Genomic DNA, 17,895 nt, shown 5'->3' with positions numbered 1-17,895 from the left:
TATGGTCAAGCGAATAGAGGTTTATGGCGGATGCCTGGGAGCTGTGAGGCGAAGAAGGCCGTGATAAGCTGCGAAAAGCCGGGGGGAGAAGCACATATTCAGTGATCCCCGGATAGCCGAATGGGGTAACCCGACAGGAGCGATTCTGTCATTACGTACCTGAATAAAATAGGGTAGTAAAGCCATACTGAGTGAAGTGAACCATCTAAGTAACTCGGGAAAAGAAATCAAGAAGAGGAGCGATCCTCCGGAGATTCCGAAAGTAGCGGCGAGCGAAATCGGAGGAGCCCAAACCGCTTAAAGCGGGGTTGTAGGGCCGCATGGGGATGACCCGAAGAGTTTTGAGAAAACATATATATAGCGGAAAGGTTTGGGAAAGCCTGACAGAGAGGGTGAAATCCCCGTACGCGACATGTATATGTCTCTTTGATGCGGTACCTGAGTACGGCGGGGCACGAGGAACCTTGCCGGAAGCAGGGTCGACCACGATCCAAGGCTAAATACTCCACAGCTACCGATAGTGCAACAGTACCGTGAGGGAAAGGCGAAAAGAACCCCGGTAAGGGGAGTGAAATAGAACCTGAAACCATAAACCGACAAGATGTTACAGCCCTATAAGGGTAGTAGCGTGCCTTTTGTAGAATGAGCCTGCGAGTTATCTTATGCAGCGAGGTTAAGGAATGGAAGTTCCGGAGCCGAAGGGAAACCGAGTCTTAATAGGGCGTGTTTAAGTTGCATGAGGTAGACCCGAAGCCAAGGTGATCTAGTCATGAGCAGGTTGAAGCAAGGGTAAAACCTTGTGGAGGACCGAACTATAATCTGTTAAAAAAGGTATGGATGACTTGTGACTCGGAGTGAAAGGCTAAACAAACCTGGAAATAGCTGGTTCTCCCCGAAATGCCTTTAGGGACAGCCTCATATAAATTTAGCGGAGGTAAAGCACTGGATGGACTAGGGGGCGTCACTGCCTACCAAACCCAATCAAACTCTGAATGCCGCTAAACAACATATGGGAGTGAGACTGCGTGCGACAAGGTTCGTAGTCGAAAGGGAAACAGCCCGGACCAACAACTAAGGTCCCGAAATACCGCTAAGTGTAAAATGAAGTTTGAATGCACAGACAGCCAGGAGGTTGGCTTAGAAGCAGCCATTCCTTAAAAGAGTGCGTAATAGCTCACTGGTCGAGCATGCAAGCGCAGATAATGTAACGGGGCTAAGCGGTATACCGAAGTTTTGGATCTAACGCGTTTAAGCGTTAGGTGGTAGGGGAGCATTCCATGGGCCGAAGAAGGTATACCCGTGAGGGGTACTGGAGGTAGTGGAAGAGAGAATGCAGGCATAAGTAACGCAAAGACGGGTGAGATCCCCGTCCGCCGAAAACCTAAGGTTTCCCGGGTAAAGGCAATCTGCCCGGGGTAAGTCGGCCCCTAAGGCCAGGACGAAAGTCGTAGTCGATGGGAAATCGGTTCATAATCCGATACCTTTATCAGTTTCGAGGGCAAGACGCATGAGGTGAAACCCGGCCGGAGAACGGTAGTTCCGGTCGAAGCAATAAGCTTTTGAGAACGATAGGCAAATCCGTCGTTTGAGGTAAGTTGTGACAGCGAGTGGAGAGAAAGTCGAAGCGAAGCGGGTGTAATCAGGGTGCCGGGAAATATTGTCTCAGGCTAGGCTGGTAAAGACCGTACCGTAAACCGACACAGGTAGGAAGGATGAGAAATCTAAGGCGCACGAGAGAACTCGCGTTAAGGAACTCGGCAAAATGCACACGTAACTTCGGAAGAAGTGTGGCCCGATTTGGTTAAAGAAGAGGGTGGCACAGAGCAGGCCCAGGCGACTGTTTATCAAAAACACAGCCATCTGCCAATCAGTAATGAAACGTATAGGTGGTGACACCTGCCCGGTGCCGGAAGGTTAAGAGGAGATGTCAAGGGAGCCCTGAAGCATTGAATTGAAGCCCCGGTAAACGGCGGCCGTAACTATAACGGTCCTAAGGTAGCGAAATTCCTTGTCGGGTAAGTTCCGACCCGCACGAATGGTGTAACGATTCTGGGCACTGTCTCAACGCGAGACTCGGTGAAATTTATATACCGGTAAAGAAGCCGGTTACCCACAGTTAGACGGAAAGACCCCGTGAACCTTCACCGTAACTTACTATTGGGATTTTATTTATCATGTGTAGAATAGGTGGGAGACTGTGAAGCGTGGTCGTTAGGCTGCGCGGAGTCGAAAGGTGAAATACCACTCTTGATGAATGAAATTTCTAACCCGTGCCGTGAAGCCGGTATGGGGACAATGGTAGGCAGGCGGTTTGACTGGGGCGGTCGCCTCCTAAAGAGTAACGGAGGTGCGCGAAGGTCGCCTCGCACCGGTTGGAAATCGGTGTATGAGTGTAAAGGCACAAGGCGGCTTGACTGCGAGACTGACAGGTCGAGCAGGTACGAAAGTAGGTCTTAGTGATCTGGCGGTAGCGAGTGGAAGCGCCGTCACTTAACGGATAAAAGGTACTCCGGGGATAACAGGCTGATCTTCCCCAAGAGTTCACATCGACGGGAAGGTTTGGCACCTCGATGTCGGCTCATCGCATCCTGGGGCTGGAGCAGGTCCCAAGGGTTTGGCTGTTCGCCAATTAAAGCGGTACGTGAGCTGGGTTCAGAACGTCGCGAGACAGTTCGGTCCCTATCTGCTGTGGGCGTTGGATGATTGAGAGGAGCTGCATTTAGTACGAGAGGACCGATGTGGACGAACCTCTGGTGTATCTGTTATTCTGCCAAGAGTAAGTGCAGAGTAGCTACGTTCGGAAGGGATAACCGCTGAAAGCATCTAAGCGGGAAGCCCACCTCAAGATAAATCATCCCTGAGGGTATAACCCTCCTAAAGACTCCGGAGACACTATCCGGTCGATAGGCTGCAGGTATAAGTACAGCAATGTATTCAGCCGAGCAGTACTAATCAGTCGTGAGGCTTGACCATATTATCTTTTTTGTTTGAAATGTAAGACGTTTCCCCCTTATTTTAACTTGGTATTTATTGCCCGGTGGCCATAGTGGAGAGGTAATACCCGTTCCCATCCCGAACACGGAAGTCAAGCTCTCTTACGCCGATGATACTGCATTCGCGGGAAAGTAGGTTGCTGCCGGGCTTTTTTTATGCCCTGAGGCGTACAGCGTGCGTCTCAGGGCATAAAATTAGTTCAAAGGAACCTATCACGTTTGCTTTGGTATTTGCAGAGTTCAAAACCGTTTCCTTGCAAACGTGCTAAGCACGCGTGCGTGCGTCGGTTGCTGCCCGACGGGAGTCGGGTATGCCGGGCTTTTTTTATTTAAAAGGGCTGTCTAAAGGACAGCCTTTTTAAATAAAATAGAGTTCTAGGGAACCGGCGCACACAGTGCGCTTTCAGTTTGCTCCCAGTGTATTGGAAAGCCCTGTTTCTTTCACGGGCAAACTGGGTAAGTGAGCAGCTGGTGCTAAAAACTTCAGCTTTTAGCACCGGTTATGTATGCGAGTTTGACGATAAGGCGCAAGCCTTACGCCAAACTCGACGCGCACGGCAAAAGTACCCGACTATTGCCGTGCGCAGGTTGCTGAGCGCTCTGCGCTCGAAGCCGGGCTTTTTTTATTTAAAAGGGGTATCATTGATACTCCACCGGACGTACGTAAAAGGACATAAAAACTCACGTTGTGTGAGTTTTTATGCGGTGAGTATGTCTGCGACAAACTCATTTTTTATAAGGCTGTATCCGCGGTTCATGGCGGTTATAAAAGCGTACATCTTTGTGCGGGAGGGATTGTGTGTACACTGCACCTCGTGTGCAGTGTACACCTTGAGTTTTGCTTTGCAAAACTCCTCACATAAAACGTTTTCGTACATCCGTGTACGGCAGGGATTGGAGGGGGGGCGCAAGCGTTTTTTCAAAAACGCTTGCGCAGTACACACGGGGGCGGTAATGTCCGCGCCCGTGTACCGAAGCCCCGCAAAGCCCGGCGGGAAGGGGCGAGCGGGCGAGACCCTTCCCGAGCCGCCCGAATTAAGATGTGCCGGTTCTATGCGCTGACGGGGATAACGCAAGTATAGGTTTCTTCTTCTATATGCACGTCGCGAAGGCGGACTTTTACGTTAAAGGCGTCGATGAGATTTGCCTCGTTTATAATCCGTGCGGTATCTCCGTATAAACATTCGCCGTTTCGTTTTAAAATAACCGTGCTGTCGGCTATTTGGATTGCGTGGTCGGGATAGTGGGTGTTTACGATAACGCTTATGTTTTTTGTGCGCGATAAATCTTTTATCGTGTCCAAAACGGTCAATTGATTTTTAAAGTCAAGGTTTGACTCCGGTTCGTCCAATACCAAAAGCTGCGGGTTTGCGGCAAGGGCGCGTGCTATAAGCACCATTTGCAATTCGCCGCCGCTCATTTCGCTGCACAGCTTGTTTTGCAAAAAATCGATGCCGATGTCTTTCATGCAGGCAAGGGCGGTGCGGCGGTCTTCATCGGTAGGCTGGCGGAAAAAATCCAAGTGGGCCGAGCGCCCGAAGGTTACCATTTCGAGGGCCGTGTATGCAAAGGTTGACTGTTTTGCCTGCGGCACATAGGCAACCTTGCTCCAAAACTCTTTGGGCGAATAGTCGCGTATGTTTTTGCCGTCGAGCAGGGTGCATCCGCTGTTCCATTTCAGTAAGCCCATTAAGCATTTTAAAAGGGTTGTTTTTCCGACACCGTTCGGGCCGAGTACTGATAATACTTTTCCCTGATGCAGGGTAAAACTTATATTGTCTATAATGTTTTTTTGTCCGCCGTATGAAAAGCGGCCGTTTTGAACTTCAAAGGTCATGATTGTATTCCTCCCGTTTTTTTTAAGAGAAAGATAAAAAGGGGCGCTCCCAAGGCGGCGGTTAAAATTGACACGGGAATCTCGGAGTTGATAAGGCTGCGTGCCGCCGTGTCTATAATAATCATTAAAACGGCTCCCAAACCGACGCTTGCGGGAATAACAAAGCTGCTGTTGTTGCCGAAAATCATACGTGCGATGTGGGGCACCAATAAACCCACCCAGCCTACTTGGCCGCACATGGAAACGGTTGAAGCGGTGATGAGGGTTGCGCTGAACATGGTAATAAGGCGCACCGCTTTTACGTTTACGCCTAAGGAGCGCGCTTCGTCTTCGCTGAAGGTAAGGATATTCAGCCGCCAGCGTACGCTCCATAAAAGCAGCATACCGATTGTAATAAAGGGAAGGCCTATGATAAGGTGCGAGTATTTTGCGCTTGCCATGCTGCCCATAAGCCAAAAGGTAATGGCCGGCAGCACTTCTTCGGTGTCGGCAAGATATTTTGCCAAAGATACAAGGGCTTGGCTCAAAGACGATACGGCCATTCCGGCAAGTATAATCATAATGATATTGCTTTTTCCGCCCTTTTTATTTTTTCCGATAAGGACGGTTAAAAACAAAGCTGCAATGCCTGCCGCCAATGCAAAAAGCTGTACGAATAAGGCGTTCAGCGAAAAAAGCAGGGCGGCAACCGCTCCGAAAGAGGCGCCCGATGCCACTCCGAGGGTATCGGGGGTAGCAAGGGGGTTTGAAAACAGGGCTTGAAAGGCCGCCCCCGCAACGGCAAGACCTGCTCCTGCAAAGGCGGCAAGCAGTATGCGCGGCAGCCGTATTTTAAACACAATCGAATGCAGTTTCGGCTCGGCGCTCATACTGTCGGCATAATTAAAGAGCACCGAAAGCATTTTATTCAAGGGAACGTGATAGCGGCCTATATTAAGGCACAAAAGTGCGGTAACAAAAAATAAAACGGCTAATACCGATATGCCTATATAAAATTTTCGGTGCTCTTTTGTCATTTGTACTTCCCGGCGCTTCTTGAAGGATTGAATATCGTGCGGATATCTTCTTCGGTTAAGTCGATTTGATAAAATTTTTTGTAAAACTTTTTGGTTTCTTTGATAATATCGATGTCCTTAAAGAGTTCCGGCTGGTTGTGCGTTGCCAGCCACTGTAAAATAAGGGGAGTGTCGGAAGCCGGCGGAAAACCGCGGTACATGCCTAAGGGGAATTTGTACACCTTTTTGTTTTTTACCGCTTTGATTTGGCTCCAATCGTGGCCGCCGATTTTGTTTTCGATTAAATCTTCGGGCATACGCGGGCTGAAATTGGTGATATAAATGATATCCGGGTCCCACTGTATAATTTGCTCCATGTTGACCGGAGCGACGCCCTTTAAATCTTCGGCGACATTGACGGCTCCGGTTGAAGTAAGCCAGTATTGACCGAAAAACTGACTTCCCGAAACGGTGAGCGCGCTGTCGTTGTAGTTAAACAAAATCATTGCACGCGGCTTGTCTTTTGCGTCGATTTTTTCCAAACGCTTTTGAATATCGGCATGTACTTTGTGTCCGTATTCTCCGATACCTGCGGCTTTGTCTTCTTTATCCAATACTTGTCCCAACAAGTCTATCCATTTTTCAAAGGTAACGACGCAATCGTAATCGAATTTGCGCGCGCTGAACCCGACTGCATTAAGGCCCGCTTCGCGCAGTTTTTTACTCATTTCAGGGCCTGCGCCGTGGAAAACAACGTCGGGTTCCAAATTGAGCAGGGCTTCAATGTTCAAATCGTTGCCGTTTGTAAAGGCGGTGGAAGCCGACGTTATTTTGGGGAAGGTTTTTTCAAGCAAAGAGCCGCGTGCGGCCGTCATGGAAGCCGGCGGAATGCCCACCAAGCGGTCGGCGGATCCGTCGAATACGCACAGGACGGAGGGCAGGGGCAAAAGCTGGTGAATAACGATTTTATTGATTTCGCCGGGGATTTCGACGGTTTCTCCGTTATGATCGACAACGGTTCTGAGGGCCGCCTTGGTATCGGCGGCTTTTTTTGTTTCTTTGCCGCATGAAACGAAGATAAAAAAGAATACGGCAATTCCCAAAAGTACGGTATATTTTTTCATTTTATTCTCCTAAAAAATTCTATGTGGACGGGCAAGCCTGTGTTATGCCTGTCATTGTTGTACGCGGCCGATTTTTGTACAAAAATCGGTTAAAATGTCATCACCTCCCTTTCCTATAAATTGCCGTGCGTCTTTTCTATAAAATTTACTTGAAATACCGAAATGCGGCATTTCCATAAAATCAAGGTTGTCCCTGTGTTTGATAAGTTTTTTAAAAAACGGGTCCGCCGCTATGATTTTAAAGCGCGGATCGTTTATATGTTTTTTTATTTCTCCCTCGTCCCGGAGTTCCGTATCTCCTTTTTGTACAATGCGTTCATAAAAACCGAATACGCAGCCGGTTTCGATTCCGGTAATATAATATTGATGTTTGAGGGCGTGTCTGAGCGAATTGCAAAAAATCTGTTCGCCTGCAAGCAATATGGAAGCCGAGCCGCTTGGGCCGTCCTCAGGTTCGGCTCCCCACACGCGGTTTTCCCGCTCAGTGCACACCGTTTGCAATTCCCGTATAAAACCTGCAATTTCCGCCTCTCCTACGGGATAACCTGCTATAAAGGGCTGTTTTTGTTTTTTGTACAGATAATCGGCAATTAAAAAGCCCGATTGCGACACGGCGATATTTGCCTGCGCCGCGTATAAGTTTTGCACGTCCTTTGTCGATAGTTTTTGCATAGCGCAAAAATTGACCGTATAACCTGCATCTTTTAAAATCGCTTGCAGGCTTTCCATGTTTTCGTATAGTACAAAATCGATGGGGTTTGCCCCGATAATGTTTACGCTTTTTTCCGTTACCGCACTGTCGCTTCGGGCGAATTTATCTATGAGTTCTTTCCATGTAATAAAGATTCCCCTGTCGTAGTACGAGGTTCCCGTTGTTTCTATACCGATTGAAGGAATGCCCGATGCGGCCTCCAATTCTTTGGCAAGACCCTTTAAGTCGGTACCGATGAGCATGGGAACGGGGGTGCCGACCAGGGCCGTAAGTTCGGGATTGAGGCTTTTTATTGCGGCAAGCATTTTATCGGTCAATATGCTGTCGTCGCCCAATACGGCGTCCATTTCGCGCATGCCGGAACAAAGTATGTTTTTTTCGGAATTGTACCAGCGCGGTTCGTCATAACCGGTATAATTGCCCGTACAGCCTGCCGCGTCATGCATGGCGGTAAGGGCGTTAAAATCGAACATAACCGAAGCGGCGCCCGAGTAATCGGGGGAAAAAGGCGGAAGCCAAATGCTTAAATTTTTCATATTACCAGTCCGTATTCCTTTATCATTCTTTCCAAGTCCGCTTTTTGATTTAAAGCATCGCTCATCATATCCGCAAGGCGGCGCACACCGTCAAAGCCGAAAAGTCCGTCGTCGTTTACGAGGTTGACGACGTAATCGGAAGCGGATATATAGCCCGATTGAAAACCGAGCGCCAAACTTTCAGGCAGGCGCTTGTCGAACTTTAAAATATCGTGGTGCTGGGGTTGTACGATTTCCACCTCAGGATGCGCCGATACGATTTCGTCATAAGCGGCTTTATCGGGCGGAATGCATTGCTGTGCAAAAATCCGCACTACATTAAAGCCGTAGTTAAGCAATACGCGGCCGAGCGAAAAAGGGCGGCGCGTACACGAATCGTCAATAATAACCGGAAGGCTGCCGATTTTTTCTTTTGCCCTTTGTACGGCTTTTTCCGCCTGTTCGATGTCGGCGCTAAAATCATACGCGGTACTTTCGGTGCCGGTTTGTGCGCCGAAAAAGGCCGCTATGCGTGCATATTGTTTTTTTATTTCTTCTTTGTCATAGCCGATAAAAACGGGAATATAGGGAATGCCGGCTTTTTTTTCCATTCCTTCGCAGGCGAACTTTCCCGCAGGAGAAAACAAGAGGTTAAGCCGGCTTTGCTCCATGCGCTTAAAGTCTTCAAAAGTTTTACACTCGCCGATATGGCGGACATATTCGATACCCAGTGTTTTTAAAAAGCGGTACAATTCGCAGCTTTTTTCGATGCCGGCAAAACAGCCTATCAGGTTCACTGCGGACAGTTCGGTATCGTTTTTTTCAAGCAAACCGTATACGGCGTGCAGGGTGCTTATCATCGGCGGATGTTTTTTATCCAAAGAAATGGGATTCATGTGGCCGAATATAAAACGGACGGCAGGATGTAAGCTGTGCAGTTTTTCGGCTACGGCTTCGTGATCGGTGCCCAAAAAGTCGTCAATGCAGCTTACGACGATGAGTAAAACCTTCGGCTTTGTATCCAACGCTTCAAGCAATTCACCGCATGCTTGAATGATTAAATCGTCATAACCGTCTACAATATCGCTTTGGTCTACATATAAATACGACAACCGTTCTTTTTGATTTTGCTGATAGGCCCCCAAAGCTCCGTGCCTTCCGCACGCGGCCGGGCATACAAAAAGCTGGTGAGATTCGGGAAGCATCATCGCAACCCGTACCAAACCCCAATCGCCGTGGGCGGGAGATGTGTAGTGCAGGGTGTTTTGAAAATGATTACAGCACATCTTCGGTTACCTGTAAGATGACGGAACTTAAATCCTCGTATTCTTTTGCCATAGCCGAATCGGGAAGGGCTTGGATAACGGTTTTACCTTCTGTTTCGGCTTCCTGAACCGACCGGCTGCGCGGCAGGGTTTTTAACACGGATGTGTTCATCTCCCGTGCCGCCCGGGCGACAATCTCATCTTCGTTTTCTATATTGCGCTTATTTAAAATCAAGCCGGCACACTTTGCATAGCCGCGGGACGCAAAATTATGCACTGCGCGTAAAATATTGTCGGCGGCGTATAAGGCCATCATTTCACCCGATGTTACAATGCACACGTCTTTTGCATACCCGTCGCGTATGGGCATGGCAAAGCCGCCGCATACGACATCTCCCAAAACATCGTAGAGTACGATGTCGGGTTTATATGTTTCGTAGGCGCCCAAATCTTCAAGGGTATCAAAGGCGGTGATAATGCCGCGTCCTGCACAGCCGATTCCGGGAGTAGGGCCGCCCGATTCAACGCACAATATGCCGTTAAAGCCCGTAAACACGACGTCTTCAAGACTGATTGATTTTTTTTCTTTAAGCGAATCCAAAACCGTAGGGATTTTTTTTCCGCCCATAATGTTTCTGGTCGAATCGGCTTTGGGGTCGCAGCCGATTTGCATTACCTTGTACCCCTTAACGCTTAATGCGGCCGATAAATTGGAAACCGTAGTCGATTTTCCTATGCCGCCCTTTCCGTATACAGCGATTTTACGCACACTGACTCTCCGAGAATATTAGTCTAATATAACTTCTTTTTAAGGCAAAATATAGCCGATGAAGGTATTAATGTCAATAAGTTTTTATGTTTTTTACGCCCCTGTACACGCTTGCCTTTTCCGTGATATACTGTGCGGACTTCAAAAGCGCTCTCTTTGTTCGGCAGCCGGGGCCTCCCTGTCCGCTGTGCCTGCAGACGGCATTTGGAGTATGTACAGGAGTTTTTTATGGAAGATCATGCAATTTCAATGGAAAAAATCGTCAGTTTGTGCAAGAGGCGCGGCTTTGTGTTTCAGTCCTCCGAGATTTACGGCGGACAGGCGGGCGCTTGGGATTACGGCCCCTTGGGCATTGAACTGAAAAAAAATATACAAAACGCGTGGTGGAAGGAAATGACCCAGCTGCACGATAATATCGTCGGCTTGGACGCCGCGATTTTAATGCATCCGCGCGTATGGGAAGCTTCCGGCCACGTTGCAAATTTTTCCGACCCCCTGGTTGACTGTAAAAAATGCAAAATGCGCTACCGTGCCGATACGATGGATCAAAAGGCTTTAGCCGAAAAAAAATGTCCTTCCTGCGGCGGCGAATTGACCGACCCGCGCGAATTCAACCTTATGTTTAAAACCCACATCGGGCCGGCCGAAGATACGGCGAGTATCGTCTACCTCCGCCCGGAAACCGCTCAGGGTATTTACGTCAACTATAAAAACATCATTCAATCGAACCGCATGAAGATTCCTTTCGGTATTGCGCAGGTGGGAAAGGCGTTCCGCAACGAAATCGTTACAAAAAACTTTATTTTCCGTACCTGCGAGTTCGAGCAAATGGAAATGCAGTTTTTTGTAAAGCCGGGCGAGGACGATAAGTTTTTCGAGTTTTGGCGCAATGAACGCTGGACCTTTTACAAAAAATACGGCGTGCGTACGGACAAGCTCCGCTGGTATCACCACGAAAAGCTTGCCCACTATGCAAAAGACGCTTACGATATCGAATACGAGTTTCCGATGGGCTTTCAGGAATTGGAAGGGGTGCACAACCGCACGGACTTTGACTTAAAGCGTCATACCGAATATTCGGGTAAGGATATGCAGTACATCGATCAGGATAACGGCAACGAGCGCTACATTCCCTATATTATCGAAACCTCGGCGGGACTTACGCGCAACGTATTGATGTTTTTGTGCGATGCTTACGAAGAAGAAAAGGTTGCGGACAAGGGGAACGACGACGATTGGAGAACAGTGCTGCGCTTTCACCCGAAAATCGCCCCGGTTACGGTTGCGGTGCTGCCGCTTATGAAAAAGGACGGTTTGGCGGAAATCGCTCAGGAAATCCGAAACGAATTAAAAGACGACTTTGTTACCGATTACGATCAAGCCGGCGCCATCGGTAAGCGCTACCGCCGTCAGGATGAAATCGGCACTCCCTTTTGCGTTACGGTCGACTACGAAACAAAGGACGACAACAGCGTAACCCTGCGTTTCCGCGATTCGATGGAACAGGTGAGACTGCCCCGTGCAGCTTTGGCCGAACGATTGCGCGAAGAAATCAAGAATTACGGCAGGGTAAAATAAGCCCCTGTCGGCCGGTTTGTTGATTGGTTATGGAATACATACGTTTGGGAAAAACAAATCTTGTCGTAAGCCGTACCGCATTGGATACCGTGTCTTTGGCAAGGGCCGTAAAAAGCGGGGCCCTTTCAAACGATGAGACAGCGGAGCTCCTGCATGCGGCTTACGAGGGAGAAGTTAACTTTTTTCATTTTCCGTCGCTTGAAAGTCCGTCTTCAAAAATAAGTTCCCTTTTTGCATCGCTCAGGCCGACCGTCTATTTTGCATTCGGAAGCGATGCCAAAAACGGTTCCGATGCCCGCCGGGATGCCGAGCGTATGCTTGCTTTTTTGCAAACCGATTATCTTGACTTATATCAAATCCGCGACCCGGGCTTTATGCCCGAACCCGGCGGAAGCGACGGTTTATACGATACTGTTCAACTATTAAAAGATGAGGGAAAAATACGGCATACGGGCTTTATAACGGATAACATTACGCGTCTTAAAGAGGCGGTTTGTTCTCCTTTATATGAAACCGTCCAGTTCCCTTTTAATTTTCTTGTTTCGGACGACAACCTCGATTGCACGGACTTGTGCCTTGAAAACGATACGGGTTTTATAGCTTCGCGCCCCCTTGCAGGTAAGCGGATCGAAAATATACCGCTCGCCTTCGGATTTTTTCGGGGAAAAGAAAACGTCGTTCCCATGTGGCGCATTGAAACAAAGGAAGCTCTTACGCAAATTTTGTATTTTGAACAAAATCCGCCCATTGTCGACGAACAATTTTTAAAAGACCTCGAAGAAGAAAAGCAGCGTTTATTGCTGAATCCCGAAAACGACTGACCGCTTTTTGCCGAAACGCTTTTTCTTACGGGCTGTTAATCAGCGCAGTACCGCTTTTTTGGGCATCGATTTAAGCAAGTCGGCCATTTCGCTGTCGGTTAAGGCCCGTGTTATGCTTAAATCGCGTCCTCCCGGCTGTACGGTTTTGGGGTAGCCTCTTTCGTCGGTTTCGTTTATAAGCTCGACAATCGGATTTTTGGGATCCACCGGATTGACATCGACGCTGATGCCGATTTTTCCGTCAGAAAGATATACATAGGTTCCGAGCGGAAATAAAGACAGGCTGTATAAAAGGGCTTTTATAACCGTTTCATCGTATTGATTGCCCGTGTTTTTTAAAAGCTCTATCATTGCGGCATTGCTGTTTTGCGGGTCCTTGTATTGTCTTTGTGTCGTCATGGACTCGAAGCTGCAGGCAACCGCAATAATTTTAGCGTACATGGAAATCTTGGAGCCGTCGAGCTTTTGAGGATAGCCCGATGTATTTTCTTTTTCATGGTGTTCCAAAACTCCCAAACAAATACTCAATGGAAAATCGTAGCTTTTTAAAATATCATAGGCTAAAATCGGATGAGTTAACAAAGATTTTTTTTCGCTTATTGTGAGGGGACGGTCGGTCATATACAATTGCGGCGGCAGTTTAAGCATACCCAATTCGTGTAATATGCAGGATATACCCAGCTCGATAAGTTTACTCAGCGGGAGCCGAAGCTGTAAGGCTATGGTAATTGACAATACGGTTGACCTGACGGCATGAGAAATAAGAAAATTCTTATTTTGAGGTGTAGCCGATTGTATAATGCGTAAAATAAAACGCGTATTTTCTCTTATAAAAAGACAGAGGGCTTTTATTCTTTCCGAAATCGCCTTTATATCCAACTCTTTATGTGTTGTAAAACGGGTAAACAATGTTTCCGTATAGTCAAGATAATCGTTATATGTTTTTTCGGCCGCTTCAAGCTTTTTAGGGTCGTTTACCGGAATTTCTTCCATCCGGCTTTCTTTTGCAACCTCTGCCATTATCGCCTGTATATCTTCGTTTATATAAGATGAATCCGGTACTTGTTTTATTACAGCCTGCTTTTTTTCTTCCGTCTTATTGTCTTCTTCCGTATCCGAGAGCCTTTCAAACTGTATTATGCCGCTTGAAAACACCTGATTAAACTGCCAGTCGGTTAAGGCCTTTATAAGCGTCTCATTTAACGGGATCATCTTGTTTAAAATAATAAAGCTTTTATCGAGTAATACGTCTTCGCTGAAAAAGATTCCGGGCTTTAAATCCGCTGTATTGAAAGAATTCATGGTTCTCCTGCCGTAAATTTATCCTCACTATATTATATATCACGATTCGATAAAATTGTATACCGGAATGTGATACGGACTCCTTTTTTTCAAAAAAAAAGCTGAAAAACCGCACATTGTTTTTCAGCCTTATAAAGAGCCGCAACGATGTCCGGATGTCTTATAAACCACCGTTACTTACCGCTCCTATGTAAAGTATCGGTGCATTGCAGTAAAACTTAAGCGGTTTATATAAATAAACCGTTTTTTTTCAAATATTTTATATGAGTATCTACACTTTGCAAAATCATATCGTAAATCAGTTTTGATTTTAGAATATTATAGGCTGCAGCAGTTTTATAATCGCCTTGGGGCGGTGCGGGAGGTTGGGAGGGAAGGCTTTTTGCCGCAATGGCTTCGAGGCGTGCAGGGGGAGGGAAAATCAATGATGCAAGATTTTTTACACGGCTTGCGTATATACGCTCGTCCGAGCGCGTCAATTCATGTAAAACCTCCGCGTAATCCGCCTCGGTTCGGCAGCGGCGCGTACAGAGTGCGGCCGCATTTTGTACGGTGTGCTGCAGTTCGGTTAAATCGGCCTCCAGTGTTTTTAGGGCTTTTATATTTCGTGCTCGGGCATCACGGGGGCTGTCCGCCTTGTCTTTTTTGGGGAGGAAACAAAAGGCTTTTATCTCTTTTTCGCGTTCGGGAAGGGCTAAAAGCTCGTCAGTGTCTGCAAGCAAAAAGCCCGGTATATGCAAGGCGGCCGGTGAAAGGGATACGGTTTTTACGTTCGGGAAGGCTGCGCATTTACTTTCAAACCACCATGCGTATAAAAGCATCCGTTCATCGGTTATAAGGGAATTACCCTCATAGTCGCAGGCTTTTTTATCTTGATTGTATGCGGGATTTGCGTAAACGGCGGTTGTATTTTGCATTTCGCCGCTTTTTAAACGGTTGGAAATAATATGAGCCCTTTCTTCAAAGGTGCTGCCGCGCGCGTGTGTTTTATTTGCAGGATAAGATAGGTCTAGTCCCGCCGTATAAATCGTTTTGGCTCCGCAAAAGCGTGCAAAGTCCCATGCCGAAGATGCCACCGAACCGCCTGCCGCCAAAGCTTCCCTTTTTTCGGTACATTCTTCGATATAGCGTCCGAGGGGAAATAAAGAAGCATAAAGGATAATTTCTCGACAGTCAAAACGCAAAACACCGGGATAAACGGCGATTTCCGTAATTAAGATGCTCTCGGGCGCTTTCAGGTCGGCGATATGGCAGGCATTCAGGTACTGAGGATCCGTTACGATGATAAAATGAGGCTGTACTCCGACACGCAGGCAGGAACGAAGGGCGGTATCGGTACATACCAAAACCGCACGCTTTTTTATTTTTTCCAGATACGGAAGGATTTCATCCAAACTCGGGCCGGCTGCCAATATGCAAAAGGGAAGAGTACTTGTACCGTCTTTGTAGCGGTTGATGCTTTTAAGCTTTACGCTTTCGGCAAGATTTTTGCACATATTCGAAAGCCAAAGAGGCCCGAACTTTTCCAATGTACGTTCGTTTATATCCTGTTTGTCCCTGTTTCGTGCAATCAGGGTACCCAGTGCGGAAAAATATTCCTGCGCGTGAGCTGTCCATGCCTTGGCTGAGATAAGGGCCGATTCTCTTAAGCCGTAATGTTCAAGAACGGCGATAACGGTTTGGATATCGGCTTGAAGTAAAAAAACACAGGAGCGGACTTTAAAGACCGATTCCCAGTCAAAAAAAGAAAAGGCTTGCAAAAGCCGAAGAGGGTCGGGTTCTATAACGATGAGGTTTTTGGAAGGAAAACTGCGTGCGGCTTCGTCCGCTCCGTAGCCCAAGCCGGAGCCGAAAAAGACAATGCTGTCGGCCTTTGCCGTAAAATCGGTATGCAGGAGCTTCGCCGCTTCGCTTGAAGGATTGTAACGTGAATGCAAAAGCACATCCCGGTATGAAGCCGTAATTTCGCCGTTTTTGGCTTCAAATGCATGGAAAACGTTATCCGCTTCGCGGATATCCTTGTCCGCACTTGAGTGAAGTTTTACGGCAAGACCGGGGAAGCGGTCGGCAAAGGCTTTAAGATTTTTTTCACGCAGTGCGTTTTGTAAGCCGATGTCATTCAAGAGTAAATTCAATCGTCATACCCTTTGTAAGCGGAGTTCCTGCAGGCGGTTCCTGTTTTACCACCCAGCCTTCTCCCCGTATGATAATATTCAAATCCGTCCTTTTTAAAAGAGGCATTAAGAGGCGTTTGGGTTTTCCCGTAAAGTCGGGCAATACTTCTCCTATGTGTTTTTCTTTTTCCGTTTCGACGCTGATATAGCCTGAATGTGCAAAAGATGAGGCGTTTCCGCGGGCCAAACCGAGGTGATCTATAATGATATTTGCGGACTCGGCTATGATGGGGGCGACAATCCGGCCGGAAAGGGTTTCGCCCTTAGCCTTGGTGACGACAATATAGAGTACTATTTTAGGCTTGTTGACGGGAAAAACGGCGACACAGTTCGACACAAAATCGGTTTTACTGTATTTTCCGGTTTCGGTATCGAGCATTTGTGCGGTTCCCGTTTTTACTCCTATCGAAAAATCTTCAAGCGATGCGCGGCTTCCCGTGCCGGAACGTGCGGTTGTTTCCATACAACTGAGAATGTAGTCGGCCGCATCCTTGGATACCGCGCGTTTTTTTTGTGCGGGGATGTGTCGGTATTCTTCGCTTCCGTTTGCATCGGTTATTCGTGAAATAAGGGTTAATTGAACGGGTATGCCTCCGTTTGCCAAGGCAGTCGCCGCCTGCACTATTTGCAGGGCGGAAACTGCTATTTCCTGGCCTATGGCTATGGTCGGCTTTGAGCGCAGCGACCAATACCTGTCGCCTGAACTTTTCAGCGTTCCGCGTGTTTCGGAGGGTAATTCTATTCCCGTCCTTTCTCCGAAGCCGAAGCGGCGCAAACTTTGCAAAAACTCTTCGGTTCCCGCCTTGTCGCTCATTTGGGCGATGCCGTCGTTGCATGAATACTGCAGGGCTTCCCGTATACCGACTTTTCCGTGGTTTCCCAAACAGGTGATAACGGCTTTTTCTCCGCTTGACGAGCCTATTTCGTATTTACCGTCGCAAAAAAAAGCTTCGTTTTTTTTGACTTTGCCCGAATCCAAAAAGCCCGCCGTACTGAATATTTTAAATACGGATCCCGGTTCATAGGCGAGGACGGCGGGTCTGTTGATTTGTTCTTCAATGCTTGATGACGGATAGGTGTTCAAATCGGCGGCCGGCAGACTTATATATGAAAGAATTTCGCCCGTATCCGCTTCGGCTGCTAAAAGCATAAAGCTTTCGGCCTGCGTTTCATTCATGGCCGTATGAGCAATGTGTTCCAGTTTATACTGCAAATTGGCTTCAAGCGTTAAAAATACGTTTTTTCCCGCTGCAGGAGTTCCCGTTTCCTTGGCTGCCAAAACGTCCTGCATGGCATATTCGATACCCGATAAGCCCCGGCCCGCATCTCCCATAAAGCCTATAACCTGAGAGGCAAGGGCATTTTCCGGATATATGCGGCCGGCAATTTTATCGAAGCGGATGCCGCTTAAGGATTTTTCGCGGACCGTCCGCTCAATCGCTTCTTTTTCATCGGGGCTTATTTTTTTCTTCAAGTATAAAAAATCGGAAGAAGCGCTGCGTAAAACGGCCGTAATATGCTCGGGACTTAATCCTGCAGGGGCGGCAAGTGATTCGGCAAAATACTCATAGTCCGGAATTGCCGAGGGGGTTATACCTATGTGATAAAAGGGACTTGCAACGGCAAGGGGTTTTCCGGTTCGGTCCAAAATGGAGCCTCTTTGCAGAGGTTCTGTTTGTATGTCGATTTCTTTAACCGGAGTAAATGCAAGTTTTGCGTACGCAACGCCCAGATATAAAAAGGCAAGAACGAATACGACTGCTAGAATTCCGATTCTGATTTTTGAAAAAAAGCCGTTCGTCTGCATATG

Annotated in this window: 12 protein-coding genes and 2 rRNA genes; 4 read left to right on the top strand and 10 right to left on the bottom strand. The window is 47.7% G+C overall.

The genetic code is table 11. The annotated features are described in order from the left end of the window. The first annotated feature begins 3 nt into the window (after positions 1–3). Both V1L52_RS10355 and rrf read left to right on the top strand, forming a co-directional pair. A 23S ribosomal RNA gene (locus V1L52_RS10355) occupies positions 4–2,973 on the top strand. A 60-nt stretch (positions 2,974–3,033) separates the two neighbouring features. Next, positions 3,034–3,142, top strand: a 5S ribosomal RNA gene (gene rrf, locus V1L52_RS10350). A gap of 549 nt (positions 3,143–3,691) precedes the next feature. Here rrf and V1L52_RS10345 read toward each other — a convergent pair. From V1L52_RS10345 to V1L52_RS10315, 7 genes are all read right to left on the bottom strand, one after another. Continuing rightward, a complete protein-coding gene (locus V1L52_RS10345; RefSeq protein WP_428769400.1) occupies positions 3,692–3,916 on the bottom strand; it encodes a hypothetical protein in 225 nt (74 codons plus the stop codon). Between the two features lie 128 nt (positions 3,917–4,044). Next, on the bottom strand, positions 4,045–4,830 hold the full coding sequence (locus V1L52_RS10340; RefSeq protein WP_428769398.1) for an ABC transporter ATP-binding protein: 786 nt from the start codon (positions 4,828–4,830) through the stop codon (positions 4,045–4,047). Continuing rightward, positions 4,827–5,846 (bottom strand): FecCD family ABC transporter permease, encoded by a 1,020-nt coding sequence (locus tag V1L52_RS10335; protein ID WP_428769396.1) that lies wholly within the window; start codon positions 5,844–5,846, stop codon positions 4,827–4,829. The genes V1L52_RS10340 and V1L52_RS10335 overlap by 4 nt, the downstream gene beginning before the upstream one ends. Further along, a complete protein-coding gene (locus V1L52_RS10330) occupies positions 5,843–6,949 on the bottom strand; it encodes an ABC transporter substrate-binding protein (protein ID WP_428769394.1) in 1,107 nt (368 codons plus the stop codon). Before V1L52_RS10330 ends, V1L52_RS10335 begins: the two co-directional genes overlap by 4 nt. A gap of 51 nt (positions 6,950–7,000) precedes the next feature. Next, positions 7,001–8,197, bottom strand: coding sequence for a nitrogenase component 1 (locus V1L52_RS10325; RefSeq protein ID WP_428769392.1), 1,197 nt, complete (start codon positions 8,195–8,197; stop codon positions 7,001–7,003). Further along, complete coding sequence (locus V1L52_RS10320; RefSeq protein WP_428769390.1) at positions 8,194–9,462, bottom strand: nitrogenase component 1; 1,269 nt, start codon at positions 9,460–9,462, stop codon at positions 8,194–8,196. The genes V1L52_RS10325 and V1L52_RS10320 overlap by 4 nt, the downstream gene beginning before the upstream one ends. After that, entirely contained in the window at positions 9,452–10,210 is a 759-nt protein-coding gene (locus V1L52_RS10315) for an AAA family ATPase (RefSeq protein WP_428769388.1), read from the bottom strand. The genes V1L52_RS10320 and V1L52_RS10315 overlap by 11 nt, the downstream gene beginning before the upstream one ends. Positions 10,211–10,438: 228 nt before the next feature. Between V1L52_RS10315 and V1L52_RS10310 the strand changes: the two genes are divergently transcribed. Beyond that, the gene (locus V1L52_RS10310; protein ID WP_428769386.1) at positions 10,439–11,788 is read left to right on the top strand and encodes a glycine--tRNA ligase; all 1,350 of its coding nucleotides are present in this window, start codon (positions 10,439–10,441) and stop codon (positions 11,786–11,788) included. Positions 11,789–11,817: 29 nt separating this feature from the next. Then, positions 11,818–12,609 carry an aldo/keto reductase gene (locus V1L52_RS10305; RefSeq protein WP_428769384.1) on the top strand — a complete coding sequence of 264 codons (792 nt, stop codon included), beginning with the start codon at positions 11,818–11,820 and terminating at the stop codon, positions 12,607–12,609. Between the two features lie 39 nt (positions 12,610–12,648). Here the strand turns inward: V1L52_RS10305 and V1L52_RS10300 are convergent, their stop codons facing one another. The 3 genes from V1L52_RS10300 to V1L52_RS10290 form a co-directional block, all read right to left on the bottom strand. Then, positions 12,649–13,911, bottom strand: a complete 1,263-nt coding sequence (locus tag V1L52_RS10300) for an HD-GYP domain-containing protein (RefSeq protein ID WP_428769382.1) — start codon at positions 13,909–13,911, stop codon at positions 12,649–12,651. 227 nt (positions 13,912–14,138) lie between these two features. Further along, on the bottom strand, positions 14,139–16,046 hold the full coding sequence (locus V1L52_RS10295) for a motility associated factor glycosyltransferase family protein (protein ID WP_428769380.1): 1,908 nt from the start codon (positions 16,044–16,046) through the stop codon (positions 14,139–14,141). Next, positions 16,027–17,892, bottom strand: coding sequence for a penicillin-binding protein (locus V1L52_RS10290; protein WP_428769378.1), 1,866 nt, complete (start codon positions 17,890–17,892; stop codon positions 16,027–16,029). The genes V1L52_RS10295 and V1L52_RS10290 overlap by 20 nt, the downstream gene beginning before the upstream one ends. Positions 17,893–17,895 lie beyond the last annotated feature (3 nt).

Origin of the sequence: Treponema sp. HNW, from assembly GCF_050320395.1 — a bacterium.
Taxonomy (GTDB): Bacteria; Spirochaetota; Spirochaetia; order Treponematales; family Treponemataceae; genus Treponema_C.
This window is presented reverse-complemented; position numbering and strand designations above follow the sequence as displayed.